The organism is Barnesiella viscericola DSM 18177 (assembly GCF_000512915.1).
Taxonomy (GTDB): Bacteria; Bacteroidota; Bacteroidia; order Bacteroidales; family Barnesiellaceae; genus Barnesiella; species Barnesiella viscericola.
The window spans coordinates 1,685,480-1,710,479 of sequence record NZ_CP007034.1; the positions used below are offsets into that span (position 1 = coordinate 1,685,480).

General features: G+C 55.1%; 21 protein-coding genes and 2 tRNA genes. 13 read left to right on the top strand and 10 right to left on the bottom strand.

Going from position 1 to position 25,000, the window contains the following annotated elements:
• The first annotated feature begins 2 nt into the window (after nt 1–2).
• The 3 genes from fabF to BARVI_RS06770 are packed head-to-tail and all read left to right on the top strand — an operon-like array spanning nt 3 to nt 3,631.
• Nucleotides 3–1,265: a beta-ketoacyl-ACP synthase II gene (fabF, locus tag BARVI_RS06760; protein WP_025278501.1), complete on the top strand. Its 1,263-nt coding sequence runs from the start codon at nt 3–5 to the stop codon at nt 1,263–1,265.
• Between the two features lie 39 nt (nt 1,266–1,304).
• Complete coding sequence (gene rnc / locus BARVI_RS06765) at nt 1,305–2,078, top strand: ribonuclease III (protein WP_051401099.1); 774 nt, start codon at nt 1,305–1,307, stop codon at nt 2,076–2,078.
• A 50-nt stretch (nt 2,079–2,128) separates the two neighbouring features.
• The gene (locus BARVI_RS06770) at nt 2,129–3,631 is read left to right on the top strand and encodes a GH3 auxin-responsive promoter family protein (RefSeq protein ID WP_025278503.1); all 1,503 of its coding nucleotides are present in this window, start codon (nt 2,129–2,131) and stop codon (nt 3,629–3,631) included.
• Between the two features lie 125 nt (nt 3,632–3,756).
• On the opposite strand, the gene metG is transcribed toward BARVI_RS06770, so the two are convergent.
• The 6 genes from metG to BARVI_RS06800 all read right to left on the bottom strand — a co-directional run bounded on the left by metG (nt 3,757) and on the right by BARVI_RS06800 (nt 11,435).
• Nucleotides 3,757–5,799, bottom strand: coding sequence for a methionine--tRNA ligase (metG, locus tag BARVI_RS06775; RefSeq protein WP_025278504.1), 2,043 nt, complete (start codon nt 5,797–5,799; stop codon nt 3,757–3,759).
• Nucleotides 5,800–5,966: 167 nt separating this feature from the next.
• On the bottom strand, nt 5,967–6,713 hold the full coding sequence (locus tag BARVI_RS06780) for a glycosyltransferase family 2 protein (RefSeq protein ID WP_025278505.1): 747 nt from the start codon (nt 6,711–6,713) through the stop codon (nt 5,967–5,969).
• 6 nt (nt 6,714–6,719) lie between these two features.
• A complete protein-coding gene (locus BARVI_RS06785) occupies nt 6,720–7,976 on the bottom strand; it encodes a glycosyltransferase (protein ID WP_038534299.1) in 1,257 nt (418 codons plus the stop codon).
• Between the two features lie 21 nt (nt 7,977–7,997).
• Entirely contained in the window at nt 7,998–8,912 is a 915-nt protein-coding gene (locus BARVI_RS06790; RefSeq protein WP_025278506.1) for a glycosyltransferase family 2 protein, read from the bottom strand.
• Between the two features lies 1 nt (nt 8,913).
• A complete protein-coding gene (locus tag BARVI_RS06795) occupies nt 8,914–9,933 on the bottom strand; it encodes a glycosyltransferase family protein (RefSeq protein WP_051401100.1) in 1,020 nt (339 codons plus the stop codon).
• Nucleotides 9,934–9,980: 47 nt separating this feature from the next.
• The gene (locus BARVI_RS06800) at nt 9,981–11,435 is read right to left on the bottom strand and encodes a lipopolysaccharide biosynthesis protein (RefSeq protein ID WP_025278508.1); all 1,455 of its coding nucleotides are present in this window, start codon (nt 11,433–11,435) and stop codon (nt 9,981–9,983) included.
• A 317-nt stretch (nt 11,436–11,752) separates the two neighbouring features.
• Between BARVI_RS06800 and BARVI_RS06805 the strand changes: the two genes are divergently transcribed.
• From BARVI_RS06805 to BARVI_RS06850, 10 genes are all read left to right on the top strand, one after another.
• Nucleotides 11,753–12,700, top strand: a complete 948-nt coding sequence (locus BARVI_RS06805) for a PorP/SprF family type IX secretion system membrane protein (protein ID WP_025278509.1) — start codon at nt 11,753–11,755, stop codon at nt 12,698–12,700.
• A 3-nt stretch (nt 12,701–12,703) separates the two neighbouring features.
• A complete protein-coding gene (gene porK / locus BARVI_RS06810; RefSeq protein WP_025278510.1) occupies nt 12,704–14,119 on the top strand; it encodes a T9SS ring complex lipoprotein PorK/GldK in 1,416 nt (471 codons plus the stop codon).
• Nucleotides 14,120–14,158: 39 nt separating this feature from the next.
• Nucleotides 14,159–15,160: a type IX secretion system motor protein PorL/GldL gene (gene porL / locus BARVI_RS06815; RefSeq protein WP_025278511.1), complete on the top strand. Its 1,002-nt coding sequence runs from the start codon at nt 14,159–14,161 to the stop codon at nt 15,158–15,160.
• Between the two features lie 6 nt (nt 15,161–15,166).
• Nucleotides 15,167–16,738, top strand: a complete 1,572-nt coding sequence (gene porM / locus BARVI_RS06820) for a type IX secretion system motor protein PorM/GldM (protein WP_025278512.1) — start codon at nt 15,167–15,169, stop codon at nt 16,736–16,738.
• Between the two features lie 37 nt (nt 16,739–16,775).
• Nucleotides 16,776–17,864: a type IX secretion system ring subunit PorN/GldN gene (gene porN, locus BARVI_RS06825; protein WP_232213965.1), complete on the top strand. Its 1,089-nt coding sequence runs from the start codon at nt 16,776–16,778 to the stop codon at nt 17,862–17,864.
• Between the two features lie 168 nt (nt 17,865–18,032).
• On the top strand, nt 18,033–18,893 hold the full coding sequence (locus BARVI_RS06830) for a helix-turn-helix domain-containing protein (protein WP_025278514.1): 861 nt from the start codon (nt 18,033–18,035) through the stop codon (nt 18,891–18,893).
• Between the two features lie 42 nt (nt 18,894–18,935).
• The gene (locus BARVI_RS06835) at nt 18,936–22,172 is read left to right on the top strand and encodes a glycoside hydrolase family 2 TIM barrel-domain containing protein (RefSeq protein ID WP_025278515.1); all 3,237 of its coding nucleotides are present in this window, start codon (nt 18,936–18,938) and stop codon (nt 22,170–22,172) included.
• Nucleotides 22,173–22,234: 62 nt separating this feature from the next.
• On the top strand, nt 22,235–22,735 hold the full coding sequence (locus BARVI_RS06840; protein ID WP_025278516.1) for a hypothetical protein: 501 nt from the start codon (nt 22,235–22,237) through the stop codon (nt 22,733–22,735).
• 38 nt (nt 22,736–22,773) lie between these two features.
• A complete protein-coding gene (locus BARVI_RS06845; RefSeq protein ID WP_025278517.1) occupies nt 22,774–23,049 on the top strand; it encodes a hypothetical protein in 276 nt (91 codons plus the stop codon).
• Nucleotides 23,050–23,088: 39 nt separating this feature from the next.
• A complete protein-coding gene (locus tag BARVI_RS06850) occupies nt 23,089–23,406 on the top strand; it encodes a hypothetical protein (protein ID WP_025278518.1) in 318 nt (105 codons plus the stop codon).
• 109 nt (nt 23,407–23,515) lie between these two features.
• Here BARVI_RS06850 and BARVI_RS06855 read toward each other — a convergent pair.
• The 4 genes from BARVI_RS06855 to BARVI_RS06870 all read right to left on the bottom strand — a co-directional run bounded on the left by BARVI_RS06855 (nt 23,516) and on the right by BARVI_RS06870 (nt 24,960).
• Nucleotides 23,516–23,591: transfer RNA gene (locus BARVI_RS06855), tRNA-Gly, on the bottom strand.
• A gap of 10 nt (nt 23,592–23,601) precedes the next feature.
• Nucleotides 23,602–23,684 (bottom strand) — tRNA-Tyr (locus BARVI_RS06860).
• 27 nt (nt 23,685–23,711) lie between these two features.
• The gene (ribH, locus tag BARVI_RS06865) at nt 23,712–24,203 is read right to left on the bottom strand and encodes a 6,7-dimethyl-8-ribityllumazine synthase (RefSeq protein WP_025278519.1); all 492 of its coding nucleotides are present in this window, start codon (nt 24,201–24,203) and stop codon (nt 23,712–23,714) included.
• Between the two features lie 85 nt (nt 24,204–24,288).
• A complete protein-coding gene (locus tag BARVI_RS06870; RefSeq protein WP_025278520.1) occupies nt 24,289–24,960 on the bottom strand; it encodes a tetratricopeptide repeat protein in 672 nt (223 codons plus the stop codon).
• Nucleotides 24,961–25,000: the final 40 nt, after the last annotated feature.

Here is a 25,000-nt window from a genome sequence, read left to right on the forward strand (position 1 = left end):
TTATGGAGCTTAAAAGAGTTGTAGTAACGGGCCTTGGCGCCATCACTCCGCTGGGCAACGACGTGGCCTCCACGTGGGACGCCCTTCTGAAAGGAGTAAGCGGAGCAGGGCCTATTACGCTTTTCGACGCATCTGAATTCAAGACTCAATTTGCTTGCGAGGTAAAGAATTTCGACCCGCTGAAATATTTCAGCGCCAAGGAAGTTCGTAAACTCGACCGCTATACCCAGTTTGCACTGGCTGCCACCCAAGAGAGCATGGCCGACTCGGGACTCGATCTCGAAAAAGTCAATAAAGACCGTGCCGGTGTTATCTTCTCGGCAGGAATCGGCGGTATCAGCACCTTTGAGCAAGAGGTAGGGAACTATGCCGTAGCCCCCGAAAAGGGTCCGCGCTTCAGCCCCTTCTTCATTCCCAAAATGATTGCCGACATCGCCGCAGGACAAATCTCGATGGTATACGGATTCCGGGGTCCCAACTTCGGTATCGTGTCGGCCTGCGCATCGTCCACCCACGCCCTCATCGACGCATACAACTATATCCGTCTGGGCAAAGCCGATCTGATCGTATCGGGTGGTGCCGAAGCCGCAATCACCGTATCGGGAGTAGGTGGATTCAATGCCATGCACGCACTCTCCACGCGTAACGACTCGCCCGAGACGGCCTCTCGTCCGTTCAGCGCTTCGCGCGACGGTTTCGTGATGGGTGAAGGAAGTGCCTGCCTTATTCTTGAAGAACTGGAACACGCATTGGCCCGTGGGGCTAAAATCTATGCCGAAGTCGTAGGTGGCGGTATGTCGGCCGACGCCTATCACCTGACGGCTACCCACCCCGAAGGACTGGGTGCCAAACTCGTGATGCAAAACGCTCTCGACGATGCCCACATGGCTCCCGAAGAGATCGACTACATCAACGTTCACGGTACCTCGACTCCCGTCGGTGACAAATCAGAAGCCAAAGCGATTTTGGAAGTATTCGGCGATCACGCCTATAACCTCAACATCAGCTCTACCAAGTCGATGACCGGCCACCTGCTGGGAGCGACCGGAGCTTTGGAGGCTCTCATCTGCGTGAAGACCATCGACGAAAGCATCGTTCCCCCCACCATCAACCATGCCGAGGGCGACGACGATCCCGAAATCGACAGCAAACTGAATTTCACATTCAACCATGCACAGAAACGCGAAGTAAACGCCGCTCTGTCGAACACCTTTGGTTTCGGTGGCCACAATGCAAGTATAATCGTAAAGAAATTCACGAAATAACACGTGCTTAAAACGATTTATAACCGTATAAGGCTCCTTATGCTCCGCCATAAGGAGCCTTATGTTCTATATCACGACCTGTTGGGATTCTGGCCCGGCAACATACGCCTGTACGAGGTTGCCTGTCTGCACAGCTCCTCGTCGATCTATGTGCAGGGCCGACGCATCAACAACGAACGGCTCGAATTCCTGGGCGACGCCATACTCGACGCCGTGGTGGCCGACATACTTTTCCACCGGTTCGACAACCGCAAGGAAGGGTTCCTCACCAACACCCGCGCCAAAATAGTGAAACGCGAATCGCTCAACGCCATCGCCCTGAAAATAGGACTCGACCATTTCATTACCTGCTCCACGCGCGTCAGCACCCACAACAGCTACATGTATGGAAATGCGCTCGAAGCCCTCATCGGAGCCATCTACCTCGACAAGGGATACAAATGTTGCAAGCACTTTATCGAGACCCGCATCATCGGTTCGATTGTCGACCTCGACAAGGTCTCGAAAGAGGAGTTCAACTTCAAGTCGCGACTTATCGAGTGGTGCCAGAAACACAAAATAGACATCGAATTTGCCCTTATCGAGACCCTGGTCGACAAGGACAACAACCCCATATTCCAGTCGCAGGCTCTGCTTGGCGGGCTATCGGGGGGCATAGGCATCGGATATTCCAAGAAGGAGTCGCAACAAAATGCCGCACACCTCACCATCGAACGACTGCACAAAGACAAAGATTTTCAACAAAAGGTCTTGGCCACCTCCTCAAACGGGAATAATGCAATTGTCACCGAAAAATCACAGGACAATCCATAGGAATCACCCAAGAAATAGCTATTTTTGCTACCTATTGAAAACCTAATCAGATGAATTTCACCAAGCTGCTGCGCCCCTTATTTGCAAAACGGCTCTCTCAAATAGATCGCTATGCCGACTATGGCGACATCATACAACAGGAAACGCTCATAGGGTTGCTCCGCAAGGCCCGAAATACCCAACTGGGGAAAACCTATCATTTCCACGGAATAACCTCCTACCAGGATTTCACCGGGCGTGTGCCCATCAGCGGATACGAAGAGTTGAAACCCTACATCGAACGCACCATGCAGGGCGAACAGAATATCCTGTGGCCTACCCCCATACGCCATTTCGCCAAATCGTCGGGAACAACCAACGACAAGAGCAAATTCATACCCGTGAGTGCCGAGGCCCTGCGCTACTGCCACTACCAGGGCGGAGCCGACTGTGTGGCCCTCTACCTGCGCGAGAATCCCGAAAGCCGCCTCTTCGATGGCAAAGGACTCATACTGGGTGGCAGCCGGGCTCAAAATCCTTTCGGCGAGGCCTACTGCGGTGACCTGTCGGCTATCCTCATACAGAACATCAACCCGCTGGTCAACCTCATCAGAGTCCCCTCCAAGCAGATTGCTCTCATGAGCGAGTGGGACACCAAGCTCGAAGCGATTGCCAACAGTACCATCGGGCAGCGCGACATTACCAACCTCTCGGGGGTACCCTCGTGGTTTCTGGTGCTCATCAAACACATCTTGACGAAAACCGGTCGGCACGACCTCTCCGAGGTTTGGCCCAACCTCGAAGTCTTCTTCCACGGAGGCATCAGCTTTGCCCCCTACCGCGAACAATACCGGCAACTCATATCCAGCCCCCGCATGCACTACGTCGAGACCTACAACGCCTCCGAGGGCTTCTTTGCCGTACAAAACGACCTTACCACACCCGGCATGCTGCTCCTCATCGACCTGGGCATCTTCTACGAGTTTATCCCGCTGGGTGGGACTCTTGATCAGGCCGTACCCCTCTGGGAGGTGGAAGCCGGGCGCAACTACGAACTGGTCATCACCTCGAACGGAGGTCTGTGGCGATACCGCATGGGCGACACCGTGAAGGTGCTCTCCACCAAGCCGGTGAAGATTTGCGTATCGGGCCGCACCAAGCACTACATCAACGCCTTTGGCGAGGAGCTCATGGTCGACAATGCCGAGCAGGCCATCGCCCGCACCTGCGAACAGACGGGGGCCAGCGTACTCAACTACACGGCTGCCCCGGTCTATATGACAGACCACAGCAAGGGGCGTCACCAATGGCTCATCGAGTTCAGCAAGCAACCCGCATCTATCGAAGAGTTTGCCCAACGGCTCGACCAGAATCTGCAAAATCTCAACTCCGACTACGAAGCCAAGCGATTCAAGAGCATCGCCCTCGAATGCCTCGAAGTGATTCCCGCCAAAACCGGCATCTTCGACGACTGGCTGCGCGACCACAACAAACTGGGCGGACAGCACAAAATTCCCCGCCTCTACAACCGGCGCGACATCATCGAGGAGATTCTCCAATACAACAACCGATAATGCCACAGAAGGGACGGGAAAGCGCTCTACACGCTCCCCTCTCACCCCGGCTGTCAAATATACAAAAAGAGCCCCCACGAGAGATTCGTGGGGGCTCTTTGCATATCAGGATTATATCGTGAGTCTTATTTCACTTCCGAACCCGGAGCAATCTCGTCGGCGGCCGGAGTGATGACAATCAAGCGTCCGTCGGCATCTTCGGCCGAGAGAATCATACCTTGCGACTCGATACCTTTCAGTTTACGGGGTTCGAGATTGGCCACAAAGCATACATTCTTGCCAATCAGATCTTCGGGTTTGTAATGCTTGGCAATGCCCGATACGATGGTGCGGCCGCCCAGGCCGTCGTCGATACGGAACTGCAACAGTTTGTCGGCCTTGGGCACCTTTTGACAATCGAGCACCTTGCCCACCCGGATATCGAGTTTCATGAAGTCGTCGAAAGGTACATTCTCACGCACCGGCGCAGCCTTGTGATTCTTCAACTCATTGGCTTTCTTGGTCTCCAACAGCTTGTTGACCTGAGCCTCAATCACGCTGTCGTCGATCTTCTCGAAGAGCAGTTCGGGTTTACCCAACTCGGCCCCGACGGGCAGTATATCGGTACGCCCCAACATGTTCCAGTCGCAAGGACCCATATGGAGCATGCCCCGCAGCTTCTCGGCCGAGAAGGGGAGGAAGGGCTCGAAGGCAATCGCCAGGTTGGCCGTAATCTGCAAAGCCAGGTTCAAGATGGTAGCCACCCGCGGCATATCGGTCTTGGCCAGTTTCCAAGGCTCGGTATCGGCCAGGTACTTGTTGCCGATGCGAGCCAGGTTCATGGCCTCTTTGAGGGCGTCGCGGAAACGGTAGTGGTCGAGGTAGTTCTCGACCGAAGCCTTCACGTCGGCAAACTCCTTCATCGTCTCGCGGTCATAATCCGTGAACTCGCCGGCCTGGGGAACTTTGCCCTCGAAATATTTGTGCGTGAGCACCAGTGCCCGGTTCACAAAGTTGCCCAAGATGGCCACCAGCTCGTTGTTGTTGCGGGCCTGGAAGTCTTTCCAGGTAAAGTCGTTGTCTTTCGTTTCGGGGGCATTAGCGGTGAGCACGTAGCGCAGCACGTCCTGTTTGCCGGGGAAATCTTCGAGATACTCGTGCAGCCATACGGCCCAGTTGCGCGAGGTCGAAATCTTGTCGCCTTCGAGGTTGAGGAACTCGTTGGCCGGTACGTTATCGGGCAAGATGTAGCTGCCCTCGGCTTTCAGCATGGCCGGGAAGACGATGCAGTGGAACACGATGTTGTCCTTGCCGATGAAATGGACCATCTTCGTCTCGGGGTCTTTCCAGTAGAGTTCCCACTTGTCGGGGAGCAGCTCCTTGGTGTTCGAAATGTAACCGATGGGGGCATCGAACCACACATAAAGCACTTTACCCTCGGTACCTTCGACCGGCACGGGTACACCCCAGTCGAGGTCGCGACTCACGGCACGCGGTTGCAGCCCCATGTCGAGCCACGATTTGCACTGCCCGTAGACGTTGGGCTTCCACTCCTTGTGTTCGTCGAGAATCCAGTGGCGCAGGAAAGGTTCCCACTTGTCGAGCGGCAGATACCAGTGCTTCGTTTCGCGCAACACCGGTTTGTTGCCCGTGATAGCCGACCGGGGATTAATCAGGTCGGTTGCACTCAACGAGGTACCGCAGGCTTCGCACTGGTCGCCATAGGCATGTTCGTTGCCGCAATGGGGACAGGTGCCGGTGATATAGCGGTCGGCGAGGAACTGATTGGCATCCTCGTCGTAGTATTGCATCGAGGTTTTCTCGATAAACTCGCCCTTGTCGTAGAGCTTGCGGAAGAAATCGGAGGCCATCTGCGTGTGAATGGCCGAAGTTGTGCGCGAATAGATGTCGAACGAGATACCAAACTCCTCGAACGATTTCTTGATGATGTTGTGGTAGCGGTCCACAATATCCTGCGGGGTCACCCCCTCGGCCTTGGCCTTGATGGTGATGGGCACACCGTGCTCATCGCTACCGCCTATCATAATCACATCTTCGCCCTTCAAACGCAGATACCGGGTATAGATATCTGCCGGGACATACACACCTGCCAGGTGGCCTATATGCACGGGGCCGTTGGCATAGGGCAATGCGGTCGTAACCAGCGTACGTTTAAATTTCTTCTCCATATCTCTTTAATTTCTGTCTATTCTCATGCAATGACAAGAGGGGACTTTGACGCGGATTCCGTCGCGAAGCCCCGCACAAAGAGGCTCCCTCTCACATATTTCACGCAAAGATATAAATTTTCTGTCCGAAAGAAACGTTTCGGAATGAGCTTTTTAGAATATACCGCCTATTCACGCCCGGTCAGACGGGCAAAGGCGAAGCGGACGGCGAACCACAAATGGCGCAAAAAGGTGGGGACCGTACCGTAATAGCGACACATGATGTCGTATCGCTCCCGCAACGAAGCCTTGCGGTTGGCGGTAGTAACCCCCTCGTTGAGGTAGTCGATGAGGGTCTCGTGCGTGTTGGTCATCGTACGGGCCACCTGCATGCAGCGGATACACCAGTCATAGTCGGCCGAGTAGCGGTAGCGCAGGTCGTAGTCGGGAGCAATCGCCCGCCGCACGATAAAGGCCTGGTGGCACACCAGCATACCCATGCGGAAACTTTTGACGGTCAACACCTCGGGAGCTTGCAACCGGCGCATGGCGATGAAGTGTCGTCGGGCATCGACGAGAGCCGTCTCGCCATAGACGATATCAGCGTCGGTTTTTTCGATGGAACGGGCAATTTTCTGCAACGTATCGGGGCTGTGCAGGGCATCACCGGCATTGAGGAAGATGAGGTATCGCCCCGTGGCTCGGTGCAACCCCTTGTTCATGGCGTCGTAGAGGCCCCGGTCGGGTTCGCTGGTGACCGAGGTGACCACCCGCGAGGCCCGGGCAAGGGCTACCGTGCCGTCGGTCGAGGCCCCGTCGACCACCAGATATTCATAGTCGGTAAAGGTCTGGCATTCGACACTCTGCAACGTGGCCGGCAACGTGGCCTCCGCGTTGAACGTAATCGTAACAATCGAGAAAAGCGGACTTTCCATGACTTCTTATTTGCTTAACAATTCGCTGTATACCTGTTGATATTGCCGGGCAATCGCCTCTTCGGAGTAGCGCGACAGGGCTTCGGCCCGTAACCGCTCCCGCGAAATGTTCCCGCCCGACTCCAATGCCCGGGCAATACCCTCGGCCAAACTCCCGGCCGTATGTTCGGGTACCAGATAGCCGGTCTCGCCGTGGCGGATAATATCGGCCTGACCGCTGTTGCCGAAAGAGACCGGCAGACAGCCGCACGCCTGCGCCTCGGCCAACGTCTGCCCGAAGGTTTCATAATATGAAGCCGACACCGCCACATCGGCCGCTGAATAGAGCCGGGACATCTGTCGGGGGTTGTCGACCCACCCGACATCGGTATAGCTGGTGGGTATGCGGGGATAGACCTCCTGCGGATTCTTCACCCGACCGAAAAAGACCAAGTGAATACGCCCCCGATACTCCTCCCGGTCGAGCAACAACCGCAGGGCCTCCATGAGCAGAGGGAAACCCTTGATGGGGTCGTCGACCCGCACGGCTCCGAAGAGGACGATGTGCTTGTCGAGGGGGAGCGACAGCTGCTTGCGGCTCTCGGCCCGGTCGAGCAGTTCGAATTGCGAGAGCGAGAGGGTGTTAGGAATTACCTCGACCCGTTTCCCCGCGAGCAGAGCACTCTCACGCGCCTGCCGGGCCAGCCAGCGGCTCACAGCCACCCAAGTAACCTCGGACGGACGGAAGACCTTCATCTTCCGGCGGAAGACCCGGGCCGACAGGTCATGCCGCGAGGGATAGCGCAGAAAGCCGCAATCGTGACAGGCACTCTTGAAGCGGTCGCACCCGTAGGCATGGTGGCAAATCGAGGTGCACTCCCACATGTCGTGCATGGTCCACACCACGGGCTTGCCCGAGCGGAATATGCGGTCGATGCTCCTCAACGAGAGGAGTCCCTGATTCACCCAATGCAGGTGAACGATATCGGCCTCGCGGAAAGCGGCCGTGGCGGTAATATCGAACCCGGTAGCGGCCGTGGAGACCTTGAAGAGGTTCTTTCGGCTGAAACCGTTTTCAATCCATATCATCAACCGCTCAAACAGGAACGCGAGACGGCCTTTCCAGTGCGGAGCCACGGCAAAGGTACGGCTGTCGTCGCCATACTTGTCAAGCACCAGCATCGTCACCTCGACCCCTGCCCGCGACAGGGCATCGCCCAGTCGGCGGGCGGCTATCGCGGCGCCCCCTCCCCGGTCGGTGGTATTTACGATCAATACTTTCATTGCATTCCCCTTTCTGTTGTTTTATGCCCCGAAGTCGCCCTTCAACGTCCGTTTGACCCGCCGCCAGGCCTTTGCCCAGAACGACTGGGTGCGGGCGTAATAGCGTTCCCAGGCTTTACGGGCCTGAACATTCTCGACCACCGGGCTGATTTTGTAGACCTTCAAGGGAGCCATGTACAGTTCCGAGTCATACAGATGCCCGCCGCCGCAGTTGGTTCCGCTGCCGTCAAAACCAATGTTGCGCACCAACGAGCGACCCACATTCAACGACAGGATATCGTTGAGGAAGAGCGAGGCATTCCAGCGAATGGCCCACGAGTTGTTCTTCCCCTCGACCTGCCGGCGCAACATGCGGGTAAAGCGATATTTCCCGTTGAAATCGAAGGTGCGGCTCAGCCGTTTGTCCTGCTCAAAGGCACGTAACAGCGCCGCTCCGTCGGGATTGAAATAACGCCAGGCCCGTCGCCAGGTGCCCCACCCCCAACTGCCGGTAAACTTGATGAGGAAGATATCGGGCAACGAACGGTCGCCGGTAAAGTCGCAAGCCTGTATGTGCCCCACCCGCGGCTCATCGCGATAGAGTTCGAACGCGTCGTTCATGAAACGCAGGAAATAGGGTGCCACCACCAGGTCGTCTTCCAGCACAATGACCCGGTCGTAACGCTCCAACAGGGAGGTGACTCCATCGATGACATTGGCGGCCAGCCCCCTATTCTCGCGACGCTCCACCACCGTCACCCGCCCGAATTTCCACGGGCGGGCAATCACCTGCCGCACGGCAGCCACCGCCTCTTCGCTACCCGGCCGGGGCCCGTCGGCAAAGATATAGAGCTCGCTCTCGGCCGCCAACTCGTTCCGCTCCAAATACTCCAAGCAGGTGCGGGTATGGTCGGGCCGGTTATAGACAAACAGGATAATGGGGGCTAATCGATTCATATCAGCATTTCTTTACCAGTTCTACCACTCGACGACCAAAATTAGGCCAGCTGTTCTCTTCCAGGAAATCCCGGTACCCTTCCCACGAGACGGGACAATCCCTGTATCGGGTTACTATTTCGTCAATCTCCCGGTAATCCCGGAACGTATATACATTCAACCGTTTCTCCTGCGCATAGTCCTTGAACGAGCCCGTATCGGGACCTATCACCTTGGCCCCGAATGAGAGAGAATCCATCAATGTGCCTGAACTCAATACACTCTCCGGCTTATACGGTTCCAAAACAAAAGCCGACTGTTCGACATAGCGGGCCAACTCCTCAAAAGACGGCGACCGGTTGATAAACGTTATCGTGTCGGTCAGTTCGCGTGTAATCTCCTCGGCCAACGATTGAGACGGGCAGGCTCCTACGATACAAACTCTCACCCCCTTGCACGGATTGTTTCTCAAATACCGCACATACTCTATCACCCCTTTGTACCGGGAAATCTGCCCCCAAATGAGCAAATCATACATCACCGGTCCCGTCGGTCGGGATTTGGGCAACCGGTTTTTCGTGGGGTGATGCAAGAAACAGGTTTTCGCCTCGGCCCGGCGGTCATACCGTCTGGCCAGGTCGATTCCCTCCCGGGCATGTGTCAAAATCAAATCGGAATGACGTGCGATAAAACGGGTCAAAAACCTTTTCTGTTTCACATGTTCCTGCCGGTGCGGTCCCTTATTATGCAATACCCAAACGATTTTTCGCCCACACATTTTCGCTCCAAGCACCAGCAAAAGGGCAAACACGGTTTGTATCGGGCCGTATTTATAATCGGGCACATTCTCATACCAGTTAAACACAAATACATCGCCCCACCGCTTCATCGGCAACAGGCTGAACAGCGGATTCTTATGCGGAGGATTGACCACTACCGCCTCGCCCGTTTGCTCCAATGAAGAGACAAAATCCTGGATATAAGGATTGGACTTTTGTCCGGGCAAAACCAACAATCGGGGAAAAATGGTAAAACGTATCATACGATATTTCCTCTAATCACAAGTCGAATTTCACATCACAAATGGCTTCATTCCTCCCCTCCTTTCTGCATACGGGCTTTGAGCATCGAAGCCATCTCCCGCCACATTTCCAGTTTCAGCACACAGGCGCTGCCCAGGTAGACGGCGGCATACACCACCGGCACCACACACAGTCGCCACACATCGCCCGGTAACAGCAGATAGACGATGGCCGAAATCACTGCTGCGGCCAGAGCCAGCAACAGGTAGGGAAGTATGTCTTTAAGGTATTCGCCATAACCGTACCCGATGAAACGCCGGGCAAAGAATATCGAGGCCACGAGCGACAGCACCGAATAGGAGACCCACCACCCGATCAGATACATGATACCTGTCGAGTAGAACAGCGCGATGCCGATGAACAGATAGGCCTTCTTTCCGATTTCGAGTTGCAGGTTCAGCCGCGAATAGCCCAGGCTGTTGAAGAGGTCGTAGAAAAGAATGATAAAGGGCGAGCAGATACCCGACAGGCACAGCAGCCGAAAGTAGGGCACCGAGGGCAACCACTGTGCTTTGAGCACCAGCAAAATCAGCGGATAGGAGACAACCACCATCAACAGCATGATGGGGAAGATGAAAAAGGCGATGGCCCGCACGTTCTTCCGGCAGATGCGTTTGAGCCGCTGCAAGTCGTCCTGCACGGTCGAAAATACCGGGAAGGCCACCGAGCGGAAGATGTTGCCGATGAGGGCCGACGCAATATCCTGATACTTGTCGGCCTGCGTATAATACCCCGTCTGGGTCATGCCGTAGAATTTACCGATGATGATGGGATAAATCTTGTTGAAAACGTTGTTGATAATCCCCGAGACCACCAGGTTGGAACTGTATCCGAAGAACTCGCGTAGCGACGCCATGCGAAATACCCATTGCGGCCGCCAGTCGTTGAATGTCCAGAAAAAGAGGGCCCGCAGCACGGCCAACCCCAGCGTCTGGGTCACCAGCGACCACACCCCCATGCCGCAATAGGCCATCACCACGGCAGCCACCGAGGCCAGCCCCAGTGCCCACAGGTTGACCCGTGCATTCACCGAGAGCTTGAAGTGCTTGAACAGCAGCGTTTGCTGAATGAGCGAGAGGGCATTCATCGGTATCACCAGAAAGAGTACCCGGCAGATGAGTGTCAGGTCGGGCACATTGAAAAAGGCGGCGATAAAAGGGGCTGCCGCATAGAGCAAGGCATAGAGCAGGCAGCTGATGGCGATATTCAGATAGAATACCGTGCTGTAATCGGCCTGCGTCGCCCCCTTCTTGCGGATAAGGGCCGAGGAGAAACCGCTGTCGATCAGGATACCCGACAGGGCGATGAAGATGGTAAGCACCCCCACCTTGCCATAGTCGGTAGGCGAAAGCTGCCGTGCCAGAATGATGCCGGCTACCAGGTAGAACACCTGCTGCCCCACCTTGTCGGCACTGCTCCACACGAGCGCCCTGGTCGTCTTGCCTTTCAAATCTTCTTTCATAAACCCCGGTCGAGTCTCTTCCCGCAAATATACGACTTATTTCGGCAGAAACCCGACACACCTCCCTTTTTTCACGCAACCCGAGCGTCGGCAGAACACGATACACCCATGACACAAGCATGCCTCACCCGGGTTTTCCCCTCACGAATGTACCGAGATGCACACATTTTCGCCCAATCAAAGAGCTACACACCTCTACTTTTTGTAATTTCGCCCCCGAAAATGAGCGTGTAAAACAATTTTAAAGGCTGTTTTCAGTTATTATAAATACCGGGATTTTGGCATAAGCTCCCCAGAAACAGCCCGGTAAAGAGAGTATGCAGATTGTACGAATCGTCGCCGTCGCCCTGTGTTGCCTGGTCTTTGCCACTGCAAAGGCCCAGATTGACACGCAGTTCAGTCAATACTGGGCACTCCCCGGCTATTACAATCCGGCCGCGGCGGGCAGCACCGACAAACTGAATATTCTCACCTCGACCCGGCAACAGTGGATAGGCATGCCGGGGGCTCCCCAAACCTATTTCGTCACGGGCGACATGCCCTTCAAGTTTCTGAAACAGAACCACGGCGTGGGGCTGGTGGTCACCTCCGAGACCGAAGGTCTCTACTCCCACCTGATTGTGGGGGCGCAATATGCCTTCAAGCTGAAACTGTGGACGGGAGTCCTCAGCCTGGGAGTCCAGCTGGGCATGCTCGACGAGCGGTTCGACGGTACCAAGGTGAGTATCCCCACGAGCGACTACCACCAGGCCACCGACGACGGTATCCCCACGAGCGAGTTGCAGGGCATGGCCTTCGACATGTCGTTCGGGGTGTGGTATTCCCACCCCTGGTTCTACGTGGGACTCTCGGCCTCGCACCTCACCGAACCCACCCTCACGTTTGAGGACAAATACGAAACCTACATCGGCCGATCCTATTATTTTATCGCCGGAAGCAATATTCCCATTAAAAACACGTTATATGAAGTGCAGCCCTCCATGATGGTGAAGAGCAACCTCAACATCACGCAGTACGAGTTGTCGTGTCGTGTAAAATACAACAAGTTGTTTTGGGGCGGACTCTCCTACCGCTGGAAAGATGCCTGCATTTTCATGATAGGCGCCGAATATAAGAACTTCATCGCGGGATATGCCTACGACTACCCGGTGTCGGCCATCGTCAAGGCCAGCAGCGGCAGCCACGAGGTCTTTCTGGGATACCGTTTGAAACTCGACCTGTCGGACAAGAACAAGAACAAACATAAAAGCATACGCATAATGTAGCCTATGAAAAAGATAATCGTGTATATCACACTCGCCATTCTCTTTGCAGCATGCTCCCCCTCGAATCGCCATAGCGGCGAAGTGACGGGCGTGGGCGGTACGGCATGGAATGAGCCCACCCCCTACGGCATGGTACTCGTCTCACGCGGCTCGTTCAAGATGGGTCCCGCCGAAAAAGACACGGTGTGGGGAACCCAGCAGGAAGCCCGACCCATCTCGGTCGACGCCTTCTGGATGGACGAGACCGAAATCACCAACTCGAAATACAAACAGTTTGTATTCTGGGTGCGCGACTCCATCATTCGCGAGCGCCTGGCCGACCCCGCCTACGGCGGTAACGAAGTGTTCAAGATTGAAGAGGACCGCGACGGGAATCCGGTGAAGCCCCGTCTCAACTGGGACAAGGCTATCCCCTGGCGCAACCCGACCGAGGACGAAGCCCGTGCCATCGAGAGCGTGTATCGCATCAACCCCATCACCGGCGAGAAGCAACTCGACGCCTCGCAGATGAACTATCGCTACGAGGTATTCGACTACACCGAGGCCTCGAAACGGAAGAACCGCCTCGACCCCGCCTTGCGCGACCTCAACACCGACCACACCCCCAACTACGACGAGGTGGTGATGATTTCGAAGGACACCGCCTATGTCGACGACGACGGCCGCATCATTCGCGAGACCATCACCCGTCCGCTGGGCAGCGAGTTCGACTTCCTCAACACCTACATTGTCAACATCTACCCCGACACCACGGTGTGGGTCAACGACTTTGAAAATGCCTACAACGAACCCTATGTGCGGCTCTACTTCTCGCACGCCGGGTATAACGACTATCCCGTCGTGGGTGTGTCGTGGGAACAGGCCAACGCCTTCTGCGCCTGGCGCACCGCCCTGCTCAAAGGGTCGGTGGGACGTAACGCCGTGGTCATAGAGCCCTACCGCCTCCCCACCGAGGCCGAGTGGGAATATGCCGCACGTGCCGGCAAGGACGAAAACAAATATCCCTGGACCGGCAACCTGCCGATGGCCGAGAAGGGGTGCTTCTATGCCAACTTCAAGCCCGACGATGGTAACTACGTGAAGGACGGCAATCTCATCACCTCGCCCGTGGGCTCCTATTCGCCCAACGAGTTCGGGTTGTACGACATGGCCGGTAACGTGTCGGAGTGGACCTCGACCGCCTATACCGAGGCCATCTCGCAAAACACCAGCGACCTCAACCCCGAGTACAAGTACAACGCGGCCAAGGAGGACCCCTACCGCATGAAACGCAAAGTGGTGAGAGGCGGTTCGTGGAAAGACGTTTCCAACTTTATCCGCTCCGACATACGCATGTGGGAATACCAGAACGAACATCGCTCCTACATCGGGTTCCGCTGCGTGCGCTCGCAAATCGGATTCGCCAAAGCCCGCAGATAATTCAAAACCCACCTATATAAAAACAATTTGTCAAGGATCATGGGAAAGTATAAAAGATATAAAAACCGCATTGAAAAGTTCCTATCCAGCGATAAGGGACAACGCTTTTTCAATTTTGCATACAGTATAGGCGCCGCCGTCGTAATCTGGGGTGCCCTGTTCAAGATTCTGCACCTGCCCGGCGGCAGCCTGCTGCTGTCGATCGGTATGGGTACCGAGGTGCTCATGTTTATCCTCTCGGCCTTCGACACCCCGCCCAAGACCTATCACTGGGAAGAGGTATTCCCCGTGCTGAACAGCAAAAACCCCGAGGACCGTCCCGACTTCTCGGGCGGTGGCGGTACCGTCATCATCGGCGGTAACGGAAAGGGAGGCAACGGCGGAAACGGCGGCGGGAACTACCCCGACGTATCGGCCTCGGAGGCCAAGCGGGCCGTAGGCATTCCCGAAGGGCTCAACCTGAGCGAAGCCGATACCCAGAGCCTCACCGACAGTATCCAGAAGATGTCGGCAGCCGCCGACCAGCTCTCGCGCATGGCCGAGCTCACCGACGCTACCCAGCAATACCTCACCCAACTCTCGGGCATTGCCGAGCAGATGGACCGGTTGCGCCAGACGACCGAAAGCCTCACCAACGTGTCGAACACCCTGTTGCAGTCCTACCGCAACATCACCGAGAACTCGGAGGGCATCTCGGACACCTCGCAAGGCTACGTCACCGGTATGGAGACGCTCAACCGCAACATCAACGGGTTGAACACCATCTACGAAATCCAGTTGAAGAGCATCAGTTCGCAAATCGACAACATCGACCGCGTAAACACCGGTCTGCGCAATATCCGCGACATGTACGAACGCTCGGCATCGGACAGCACACGCTACTGCCAGGAGGCCGAAAAGATGACCCAATACATACAACAACTCAACTCGGTGTACGAAAAGATGATCACCGCCATGACCATCAACATGTACCGGCCCATGGGAGGCGCTCCCGCACCCGACCTCGCCGAGAAACCGAAAGAAGACCCCAAACAAAAGTAACCACACATGGCATCGAATAACAACAGACTTTCACCCCGGCAGAAGATGATAAACCTCATGTATATCGTCCTCACTGCCATGCTGGCCCTCAACGTGTCGTCCGATGTGCTCAACGGATTCAAGCAGGTTGAAGACGGACTGGAAAGATCTACTTCGAATGCTTCGCTCCAAAACGACGCCCTTTACCAGAAACTGGCCGCCTTCAACAGTCAGAACCCCGAGAAGGGTGGCCAGTGGTACAAGAAATCGCTCGATGTCAAGCGAGAGACCTCCCAGTTGTACAACTATATCGATTCGCTCAAAACCCTCATCGTCAAGAAGGCCGACGGGAAAGATGGCGACGTGAACAACATCGAACGGCAGGACGACCTCGAAGCCGCCTCCTACATCATGCTCTCGCCCGCCCAACGGCAAGGGGCCAAACTGAGAAAGATGATCGACGAATACCGTACCCTCATCAGCGGGTTCATGACCGACTCGGTAAAACGGGCCACCATCGAGAACTACCTCTCGACCTCGATTCATTCGAGAAACGCCCGGGTACACACCCCCTCGCTGTGGGAGACCACCATGTTTGAAAACATGCCGGTCATCGCCGCCGTAACCATTCTCACCAAGATACAGAGCGACGTGCGGTATGCCGAGAGCGAAGCCCTGCACACCCTCATCAACAACATCGACGAGGGCGACGTGCGTGTGAACCAGCTCAACGCCTTCGTAATCCCCAACTCCAAAAACATCATGCGGGGCGGGAAATACAGCGCCAACATCGTACTGGCCGCCATCGATACCACGCAACGTCCAGCCATCTACATCAACGGTAAACGTCTGCCCGACGAGAACAAAGGCCTTTACGAGACCTATTGCGGCAGTACCGGTATCTTCGACTTCCAGGGCTACCTCGAAGTGCCCCGGGGCGACGGCTCCATGACACGTCACGAATTTTCGTCGTCCTACACCGTAGTCGAGCCCAGCGCCACCATATCGGCCACCTTGATGAACGTGCTCTATGCCGGTATCGGCAACCCCATCAGCATATCGGTACCCGGTATTCCCAACCACGCCATTCAGGCCACAATGACCAACGGTACCCTCACCCGCCAGGGTGACAACTGGATTGCCAAACCGGCCAAGGTGGGACAGAACGCCGTGATTACCGTAACGGCCACCATGGACGGCCGGTCGCAAACCGTAGCCAACACTCAGTTCCGGGTGCGTCAGCTCCCCGACCCCATGCCCTACATCGCCTACAAGGACGACAAGGGTTACGAACAGAAATACAAGGGCGGGAAGCCCTTCCCCAAGACCCGGCTCCTCGCCGCCCCCGGCATACAGGCTGCCATCGACGACGACCTGCTGAACGTGTCGTACCGGGTATTGCGGTTCGAGACCGTCTTCTTCGACTCGATGGGAAATGCAATCCCCGAGGTTTCCGACGGGGCCAACTTCTCCCAACGGCAGAAAAACTCCTTCCGCCGCCTCTCGCGGGGCAAGCGGTTCTACATATCGAGAGTGCGGGCCGTGGGTCCCGACGGGATAGAACGCGACCTCTCGCCTATCGAAGTAATTGTAAACTAAGGCTAATCACATGACTATGACATACCATTCAGCACATATGAATATCCTGATAAAAAGCTGCCTCACCCTCGGACTGCTCTTCGCGGTCATGGGCGGGCATGCACAAGTTGTAAAAAAGAGCGAGAGCGACAACGCCAAGAAGGGTAACACCCAACTTAGCGTACGGGCCCAGTCGCTCTACGACACCCAGGGTGCATCGGACGCCGACATTCCCTGGATGCGGGTCATCTACCGGCAAATCGACCTCACCAAAGAGAAGAATCTGCCGCTCTACTATCCCGAGGAGTCGACCGAAAGTCAGGAGAATCTTTTCAGAATCATCATGAAACTGCTGGCCAACAACCAGATTCCGGCATACGAATACCTCGACGGCCGCGAAATCTTTACCGACGAATATCGCATCAAGGTGCGCGAGATGTTCGACCGCTTCCACATTCTCTATGCCGAAGCCAAAGGCTACTCCGAGAAGAATCCCCGCTTTACCATTGAAGAGAGCGATATTCCCGCCAACGAGATACTCTCGTACTACATTCTGGAAAAATGGATTTTCGACCGCCGCACCTCGCAAATGAAACCCTCGATCGAAGCCCTCTGCCCGGTATTGCACCGCACAGGCGACTTTGGCGGCGAGCCGGTCAAATACCCCATGTTCTGGGTGAAATACAACGACATTCGCCCCTACATCGCCCGCCAGTATATCCTGGCCAGCAACGAGAACAACATCGCACAATACAACTACGACGACTACTTCAAGATGCGTATGTACGACGGCGAAATCTACAAGACCCAGAACCTGCGCAACCAGTCGCTCATGCAGATGTATCCCAACGACTCCATCAGGAAGCAGGCTCAGGACAGCATCGAACGGCAGCTGAAAAACTTTAACGAAAACCTGTGGGTACCCACTCCCGAAGAGCTGGCCAAAGCCAAGGAGGCCCAAGAAGCCAAAGAGGCCAAGGACAACGGTGACGAGGTAACCGCCAAGGAGGAGGATAAGGAAGTGAAGAGCACCTCTCGCTCGGCCCGGGCCAAACGGCAAAAAGAGGCCAAAGTGAAAAAGCAGAAACAGCCCAAACAGCAGAAGGCTGCCTCGGCTCCGGTGCGCTCGGTGCGACGAACCCGCTAACCCCGCAGAAAGATATTCCAGAAAGGCTACCCGCAACCGGGTGGCCTTTTCCTTTTTTCTCGCTTTTTTATATCTTTTATCATAAATCTACCGGCTCGCCCATCACCCGTCGTTGTACGGGTGGGATAAAATAACTACCTTTGTCCAAGCGACATAGAAAAAATTTGTATGCAAAAGGCTCGAAATTCTATCGATTTCACTCCAAACACGATCCAAAAGCGAGATTTTATTCCCATCTCTTTTGACGAACCCGTGGCTTCCGACGATGCAAATCTCGCCATATCGCCCGATCAACTCACCATTATCCTCTGCACCCAGGGGAAGAAAACCCTGCAAATCAACTTCTCGGAATATACCCTTACCCTCGGGAGTCTGGCCTTCCTCTATCCCAAATCGATGTGGAAGATTATCGACAGCAGCAACGATTTCAATGCCTGCTACTTTTCCATCAAGGGTACTTCGGCCAAAGAGTGGAATGCCTTTATCGACCTCGACACGGTCTTCTCCATCAGCTCCTACATAGCCAAGCACCCCTACACCGCTCTCATGCCCGACGAGACCCGGGTCATCGAGGAATATCTCAGACTTTTGCAAAACCGCTACAAGGGCAATGCCGATGCTACGGTCATACGCTTCTTGCTGTCGGCCTTTACCCTGGAACTCAACCGCATCTTCACCCTGCGGGAAAAGAGCAACAAATCCAAACTGTCGCGGCAGGAGGATATCCTGTGGAAATTTCTCACCCTGCTCAAAGAGTATCACACACAGCAACGCAGTGTCAACTTCTATGCCGACAAGCTCTACATATCGCCCAAACACCTCTCGTCGGTCATCAAGCAGATGAGCCACAAGACCGCCCACGAAATCATTGCCAACTTCGTGATTCTGTCGGCCAAGCGCATGTTAAAGACCACGACCATGAGCATTCAGGAGATATCCGACGAACTGAATTTTGCCAACCAGTCGTTCTTCGGGAAATTTTTTAAACAAAATACCGGCCTCTCACCGTCCTCATATCGCAAGCAATAATCGTCTTACTAAAACAGATAATCGATAAAAACACAAAACAACATGAAGAACATCACACTATTCTTATCGGCGGTTCTATCGCTGTCGGGGACTACATTTGCCCAGGAGCAACAGAACCGCTTTGCCGAAATTACCAATCCGCAACTCATCGACATCAACAAATTACCGCCTCATGCCGCCTTCACCTCCTATACCGCAGCCGAAGCGGCCCTGAACGGTGACCGGGAGCATGGCAGCTACTACCTGTCGCTCAACGGCACCTGGCAATTTCACTATACCGAGCAGTTCAAAGAACGCCCGATGGAGTTCATGGCTCCCGACTACGATACCACCGGCTGGAACACCATACAGGTGCCCGGCAACTGGGAGACCCAGGGCTATGGCGACCCCATCTATGTAAACGTAGGCTATGAGTTTGTATCGCCAGGATTCGACCGCTACCTGCAAAAGAACAATCCCCCGCTGGTACCCGAGGCGTGGAACCCCACCGGTACCTACCGCCGCGAATTCGACCTGCCCGCCTCGTGGGAGGGCAAACGCATCTTCTTCTGCGCCGAGGCGGTGAAGGGGGCCGCCTATTTCTACCTGAACGGTCGGTTCGTAGGTATGTCGAAGTCGGGTAAAGTTCCCGTGCAATTCGACATTACCGAACTGGCCCGTCCCGGCAAGAATACACTGGCCGTGCAGATGCACCGCTTCTCCGACGCCAACTATTTCGAGGGGCAGGATTTCTGGCGGCTCACCGGCTTTGAGCGTGAGGTCTATCTCTATGCCCAACCGCAAACCCGGGTGGCCGACTTTGAGGTGCAGTCGCCTCTCGACTCGACCTTTACCGACGGGCTGTTTCACCTCGGCGTCGTTCTGCAAAACGACCGGGACAGCGCACAGCCGATGACCGTCGCCTACCAACTGGCCGACTGCTCGACCGGCAAACCGCAAATCGTGGCTCAGGGTCAACAAACCATTACGCTCGATGCCTACAACTCGCACCGGGTTAACTTCGACGCTACCATCGCCCACGTCAAGGCTTGGACGGCCGAGACACCCAACCTCTACCGCCTGCTCATCTCGACCAGCGGGGCCAACGGAGAGAGCGGCGAATACATTCCCGCCCGCGTGGGATTCCGCACGGTCGAAGTCAAGGGTGGACGCCTGCTGGTCAACGGTCAACCCATATTGATGAAAGGAGTCAACGTGCACGAACACGACCCCTTTACCGGACACTATGTGACCGAGGAGACTATGCTCAAAGACTTTGAACTCTGGAAAAAATACAACGTCAATACCGTGCGCACCTGCCACTATCCCCAGCAGAAACGCTTCTACGAACTGTGCGACGAGTACGGACTCTACGTCATCGACGAGGCCAATATCGAATCGCACGGCATGGGCTACGACCTGCGCGTGGGCGGCACGCTTGGCAACAATCCGCTCTACCTGCCGGTTCACCTGGACCGCCTGCAAGACATGGTGGAGCGCGACAAGAACCACCCCTCGATTATCGTTTGGTCACTCGGCAATGAGGCTGGGAACGGATACTGCTTCTACGAGGCCTACCGTTGGCTGAAACAACGCGATGCCTCACGTCCCGTGCAGTACGAACGGGCCGAACGGGAGTGGAATACCGACATCTACTGCCCCATGTACACCTCGCCCGAGGGTATCGAACGCTATGCCCTCGATCCCACGGCCGACCGGCCGCTCATTCTCTGCGAGTATGCCCACGCCATGGGCAACAGTCTGGGAAATTTCCAGGACTATTGGGACATTATCGAGAAATACGACATTCTGCAAGGCGGTTGCATCTGGGACTGGGTGGACCAGGGACTGGCCAAGACCAACGCTCAGGGCCAGACCTTCTGGGCCTACGGCGGTGACTACGGCGAGACCGGTACCCCCTCGGACGGCGACTTCTGCATCAACGGCATTGTCTATCCCGACCGCCGCATCAAACCGCAAACCATCGAGATGGGCAAGGTGTACCAGAATATCAAGTTCCTCCGCTTCGACCCCAAGGCCGGAACTATCGACGTGAAAAACGAATTTTTCTTTACTCCGCTCGACAAATACGACTTTGTCTACACGGTCAAGGGGAACGGCAAAACGCTCAAATCGGGGAAATTTGCCGTGTCGCTTGCCCCCCGCCAGCAGACGACCGTCACACTGAAAGGGCTGCCTGCCATGAAACAGGAGTCGGTCGACTACCAAATCGAGTTCGAGGCCCGGCTGAAACAGGCCGAACCGCTCCTGCCGAAGGGCTATGCCGTAGCTTGCGAACAGATTGCCGTGAAACCGGCGGTTAAACCCGAGGCCCGCCTGTCGGGCGAGACAATAGCCCAGACCGACAACGGCAACGAGATACGCTTCTCAGGCAAGAACTTCGACATTACCTTCGACAAGAAGAGCGGCCTGATGACCAGCTACCGCTACAAGGGCAACGAATACCTCTGCGACGGCTTCGGACCTCGTCCCAGCTTCTGGCGAGCTCCTACCGACAACGACTACGGCTACAACTCGCCCAAGCTGTTACGGGCCTGGAAAGAGGCTTCGCAACAGGCACCCGTGGCCCAGTCGTTCCTCATAGAGCCGGGTGAAGGCAAGAGCCTTCGCGTCGTCTGCCGCTATGCCTATCCGCAAACCGGTGCCCAATGGGAGACGATCTATACCCTGCTGGGTAACGGTGTCGTGAAGGTCGACAATATGCTCGAACTCTCCGACGCCAAGGCTCCCATGATTCCGCGGGTGGGGCTGCGCATGCAACTGCCCAGCACCTTTACCCAACTCGAATACTACGGCCGGGGCCCGTGGGAGAACTACATCGACCGTCGCACCAGTTGCTTCATAGGACGCTATCAGACCGCCATCGCCGACCTGTACGAACCCTATGTACGGCCGCAGGAGAACAACCACCGCACCGACGTGAGCTGGCTGGCCCTCTCGGGCAACCCGGGCAAACTGCTCATCGTGGCCGATTCGCTCGTCGAGTTCAACGCCTCGAACTATACCCTCGAATCGCTCGACAGCGGTGACCACCGCGACGACGGCCGCCAACGCCCCGCGAAACCGCAACAACGGCACAACTGCGATCCCCAACCGTCACAGCTCGTCGACCTCTTCATCGACTACCGCATGATGGGATTGGGTGGTGACAACTCGTGGGGAGCCAAACCTCACAAGGCCTACCAGATAGATCCGGCTGTGGGAAAAATAACTTACGGATTTACGCTTATCCCGCTGAGCAAAAACGGCTCTATCGACAAAGCCATCAAACAATATTAACCCAATAACACATTTCACGTCCGGGGCATTTCCCCGGGCGTGATAGCTAAAAAACGTTAACGATGTACCGATTTACCCCTCTACTCCTGACGCTTTCGCTTCTGCTTGTCACCTCGTGCAGCCTGTTCAAAGAGCTGAACCTCACCTCCGACGACGTAACCCGTATCACCTCCGAGACCTTCGACGACGACTACGACATGGTCTACTACTCGACCCTCTCGCTGCTCCAAGCCGAACAGTACACCATCATCGAAGCCAACAAGGAGAGCGGCATCATTCGAGGCATACAACACACCGAGCGCAACGATGTAGAATGGAACTTGAAGGCTTTCGGCGAAGCTACCGAACGCGAATCGACCGAGGCGGTATTCCTGGTGCTGCCCCTCCCCTCGAAGCATACCGAGGTAAAACTGTCGCTCTATCGCAACGAGTTGATTGTTACTCGCAAGAACGGACGCAACCAGAAACAAGACTCCCGCACCATGCTGCTCACCGAGTCGACCTACAACAAGTGGCTGAACAAACTGAAAGCCGAAATCAAACGGCGTAAACGGCTATCGTAAGGTACAAGACAAAGAATCTTTCACGTCATCATACCTCCATGCCTAATCTATTTGAATTGAACAGCTATGAAAGCCAGGTAGAGACCCTTGTCTCGGCTTGCTTCATACTGTCGATCCTGAGCGACCTGGCTATCGTAATAGCGGGGATAGGGCTGACAGCCTGCACCGTGCTGCTCGGGCTGCTGGTCTATTACCTCTTCCGGTGCAAACGGAGAGACGAACCCCTGTTTGTCCCCTGGTGGATTCTCAACCTACTCTACTGGGGTGCATTCACCGGTTGGACAGTCTATCATTTAATCGACACAGCCGCATGAAAAAGCCGAACAGCTCCCAATCTCGATTCCAAGCTCTACGTGCAATTGTATCGAAGCATTCCTTCACTCATCAATGCCCGGTCAGGAGCCACGGCCATAGCCGCAACCTCACTGCTCACCGGCGAAGATGTATTTCACAGCAACCGGCCCGAAGCTCCCTGCATATACCTTTACTGCTTTCCCAAAGGCATCAACTGCATGGTTTTGTTCATACCCCAATCGGAGAAAATCGTACAGGCTTATGCCTCGTGGATTATCAACAGACAACTGGGTCAGATAGAGAAAGCCGACGACGTAGAAACATTCTTCAAAGATGTACTGAATATCCCCGACATACATATCGAACAACTGAAATAGAAATATATTACGGCATAGATAGAATCCAGCCGATGTAGGATCTAGCGTCGAGAAAACAGAATACGAAACAAAACGACCCGGTAGAGAATCTCTACCGGGTCGTTTCACTTGGAGCGGAAGACGAGGCTCAAACTCGCGACCCTCAGCTTGGAAGGCTGATGCTCTATCAACTGAGCTACTTCCGCAGGCTTTTAGTGGGCAAAGATGGATTCGAACCACCGAAGGCGAAAGCCAGCAGATTTACAGTCTGCCCCATTTGGCCACTCTGGAATTTGCCCTGAAAGCGTGTGCAAAGATAGCACGCTTTATTTTAATTTGCAAACGAAATCGTGCATTTTTATCGCTGCCACGGCGGCTTCGTCGCCTTTGTTACCCAGCCGGCCTCCGGCTCGTTCCCGGGCCTGCTCCATGGTGTTGGTGGTGAGTACCCCGAAGATGAAGGGGATTCCGAAGAGGGTGTTGAGGTGGGTGATGCCTTGGGTTACACTTTGGCACACGTAGTCGAAGTGCGGGGTGTCGCCACGCACTACACAGCCGATGGCAATCACGGCATCGGGTTGGTAAAACTCGGCCATCTGCTGCGAGGCGAAGGTCAGTTCGACCGTACCCGGCACACGGGCCACATAGATGTTCTCCTGCTTTACTCCATTGCGCATCAGGGTATCGACAGCCCCTTTCAGCAGGGCGTCGGTAATCTCGGAGTTCCACTCGGCGGCGGCAATAGCCACCTTCATGTCCGAAGCATCGGGCATACTGTTGATGTCGTATTCCGACAGATTATGATAGGCGGTAGCCATAACGTTTATCCTCCTTATTTTCTGGAAATAAGGCCGTCTCTCACGTTTGAAAGGCGGCCTTACCCTTTTATTGGTTATTCGCTTGTTACTTGTTTTGAGCCCGTTCGATGTAGCGCTCGATTCCGCGAGCGTCGTTCGAGGTGGGATATTTGTCCTTGATCTCTTGATAGAGTTTCAGGGCAGCCTCTTTGTTGCCCAGCTTCTCATAGACAGCGGCAGCCTTTTTCAGATAGATGGGGCTGAATACGGGGTTGTCGGAAGCCTTGGCGGCTTTCTCGAAATATTTCACGCTCTCGTCGTATTTCTCCATGTCGACCAGGCAGTTGCCGATAGCAGACATCATGGCAGGAGCGAGAATCGATTCGTCGGCGCTGAATTTGGAGAGGTATTTTTGAGCCGTCTCATATTCGCCTTTTTCATAGTAGGCCAGACCCAGATAGGCGTTTGCCAGGTTACCGGCATCGGTCGAACCGTATTGATCGACAATGGTCAGAAGACCGTCGAATTTTTCGTTACCATTGATAGCCAGGTCGATGGAGTCGTTTTCAAAGGCCATCACAGCCTGATACATGGCTGCCTGTGCCTTGTCTTGGCGAGGCAACAGATAGAAGTGGCGCACACTCAGTATGGCTCCGATAACCACAACTACAACGACCAGCCCCCACAACAGAGGTTTTTGATATTTCTCAACAAACTGTTCCGACATCGAGAGAGCTTCGTTCATTTTCTCAAGCTCGTCTTTTTCTTTTTCTGCCATATTTTTCTTGTCTTTTAATTTATTTTTATCCTCATACACA

What these genes read in the sequence shown, in the direction of transcription:
- fabF (WP_025278501.1), top strand. Translation starts at nt 3, where the DNA reads ATGGAGCTTAAAAGAGTTGTAGTAACGGGCCTTGGCGCCATCACTCCG.
- rnc (WP_051401099.1), top strand. Translation starts at nt 1,305, where the DNA reads ATGCTCCGCCATAAGGAGCCTTATGTTCTATATCACGACCTGTTGGGA.
- BARVI_RS06770 (WP_025278503.1), top strand. Translation starts at nt 2,129, where the DNA reads ATGAATTTCACCAAGCTGCTGCGCCCCTTATTTGCAAAACGGCTCTCT.
- metG (WP_025278504.1), bottom strand. Translation starts at nt 5,799, where the DNA reads ATGGAGAAGAAATTTAAACGTACGCTGGTTACGACCGCATTGCCCTAT.
- BARVI_RS06780 (WP_025278505.1), bottom strand. Translation starts at nt 6,713, where the DNA reads ATGGAAAGTCCGCTTTTCTCGATTGTTACGATTACGTTCAACGCGGAG.
- BARVI_RS06785 (WP_038534299.1), bottom strand. Translation starts at nt 7,976, where the DNA reads ATGAAAGTATTGATCGTAAATACCACCGACCGGGGAGGGGGCGCCGCG.
- BARVI_RS06790 (WP_025278506.1), bottom strand. Translation starts at nt 8,912, where the DNA reads ATGAATCGATTAGCCCCCATTATCCTGTTTGTCTATAACCGGCCCGAC.
- BARVI_RS06795 (WP_051401100.1), bottom strand. Translation starts at nt 9,933, where the DNA reads ATGATACGTTTTACCATTTTTCCCCGATTGTTGGTTTTGCCCGGACAA.
- BARVI_RS06800 (WP_025278508.1), bottom strand. Translation starts at nt 11,435, where the DNA reads ATGAAAGAAGATTTGAAAGGCAAGACGACCAGGGCGCTCGTGTGGAGC.
- BARVI_RS06805 (WP_025278509.1), top strand. Translation starts at nt 11,753, where the DNA reads ATGCAGATTGTACGAATCGTCGCCGTCGCCCTGTGTTGCCTGGTCTTT.
- porK (WP_025278510.1), top strand. Translation starts at nt 12,704, where the DNA reads ATGAAAAAGATAATCGTGTATATCACACTCGCCATTCTCTTTGCAGCA.
- porL (WP_025278511.1), top strand. Translation starts at nt 14,159, where the DNA reads ATGGGAAAGTATAAAAGATATAAAAACCGCATTGAAAAGTTCCTATCC.
- porM (WP_025278512.1), top strand. Translation starts at nt 15,167, where the DNA reads ATGGCATCGAATAACAACAGACTTTCACCCCGGCAGAAGATGATAAAC.
- porN (WP_232213965.1), top strand. Translation starts at nt 16,776, where the DNA reads ATGAATATCCTGATAAAAAGCTGCCTCACCCTCGGACTGCTCTTCGCG.
- BARVI_RS06830 (WP_025278514.1), top strand. Translation starts at nt 18,033, where the DNA reads ATGCAAAAGGCTCGAAATTCTATCGATTTCACTCCAAACACGATCCAA.
- BARVI_RS06835 (WP_025278515.1), top strand. Translation starts at nt 18,936, where the DNA reads ATGAAGAACATCACACTATTCTTATCGGCGGTTCTATCGCTGTCGGGG.
- BARVI_RS06840 (WP_025278516.1), top strand. Translation starts at nt 22,235, where the DNA reads ATGTACCGATTTACCCCTCTACTCCTGACGCTTTCGCTTCTGCTTGTC.
- BARVI_RS06845 (WP_025278517.1), top strand. Translation starts at nt 22,774, where the DNA reads ATGCCTAATCTATTTGAATTGAACAGCTATGAAAGCCAGGTAGAGACC.
- ribH (WP_025278519.1), bottom strand. Translation starts at nt 24,203, where the DNA reads ATGGCTACCGCCTATCATAATCTGTCGGAATACGACATCAACAGTATG.
- BARVI_RS06870 (WP_025278520.1), bottom strand. Translation starts at nt 24,960, where the DNA reads ATGGCAGAAAAAGAAAAAGACGAGCTTGAGAAAATGAACGAAGCTCTC.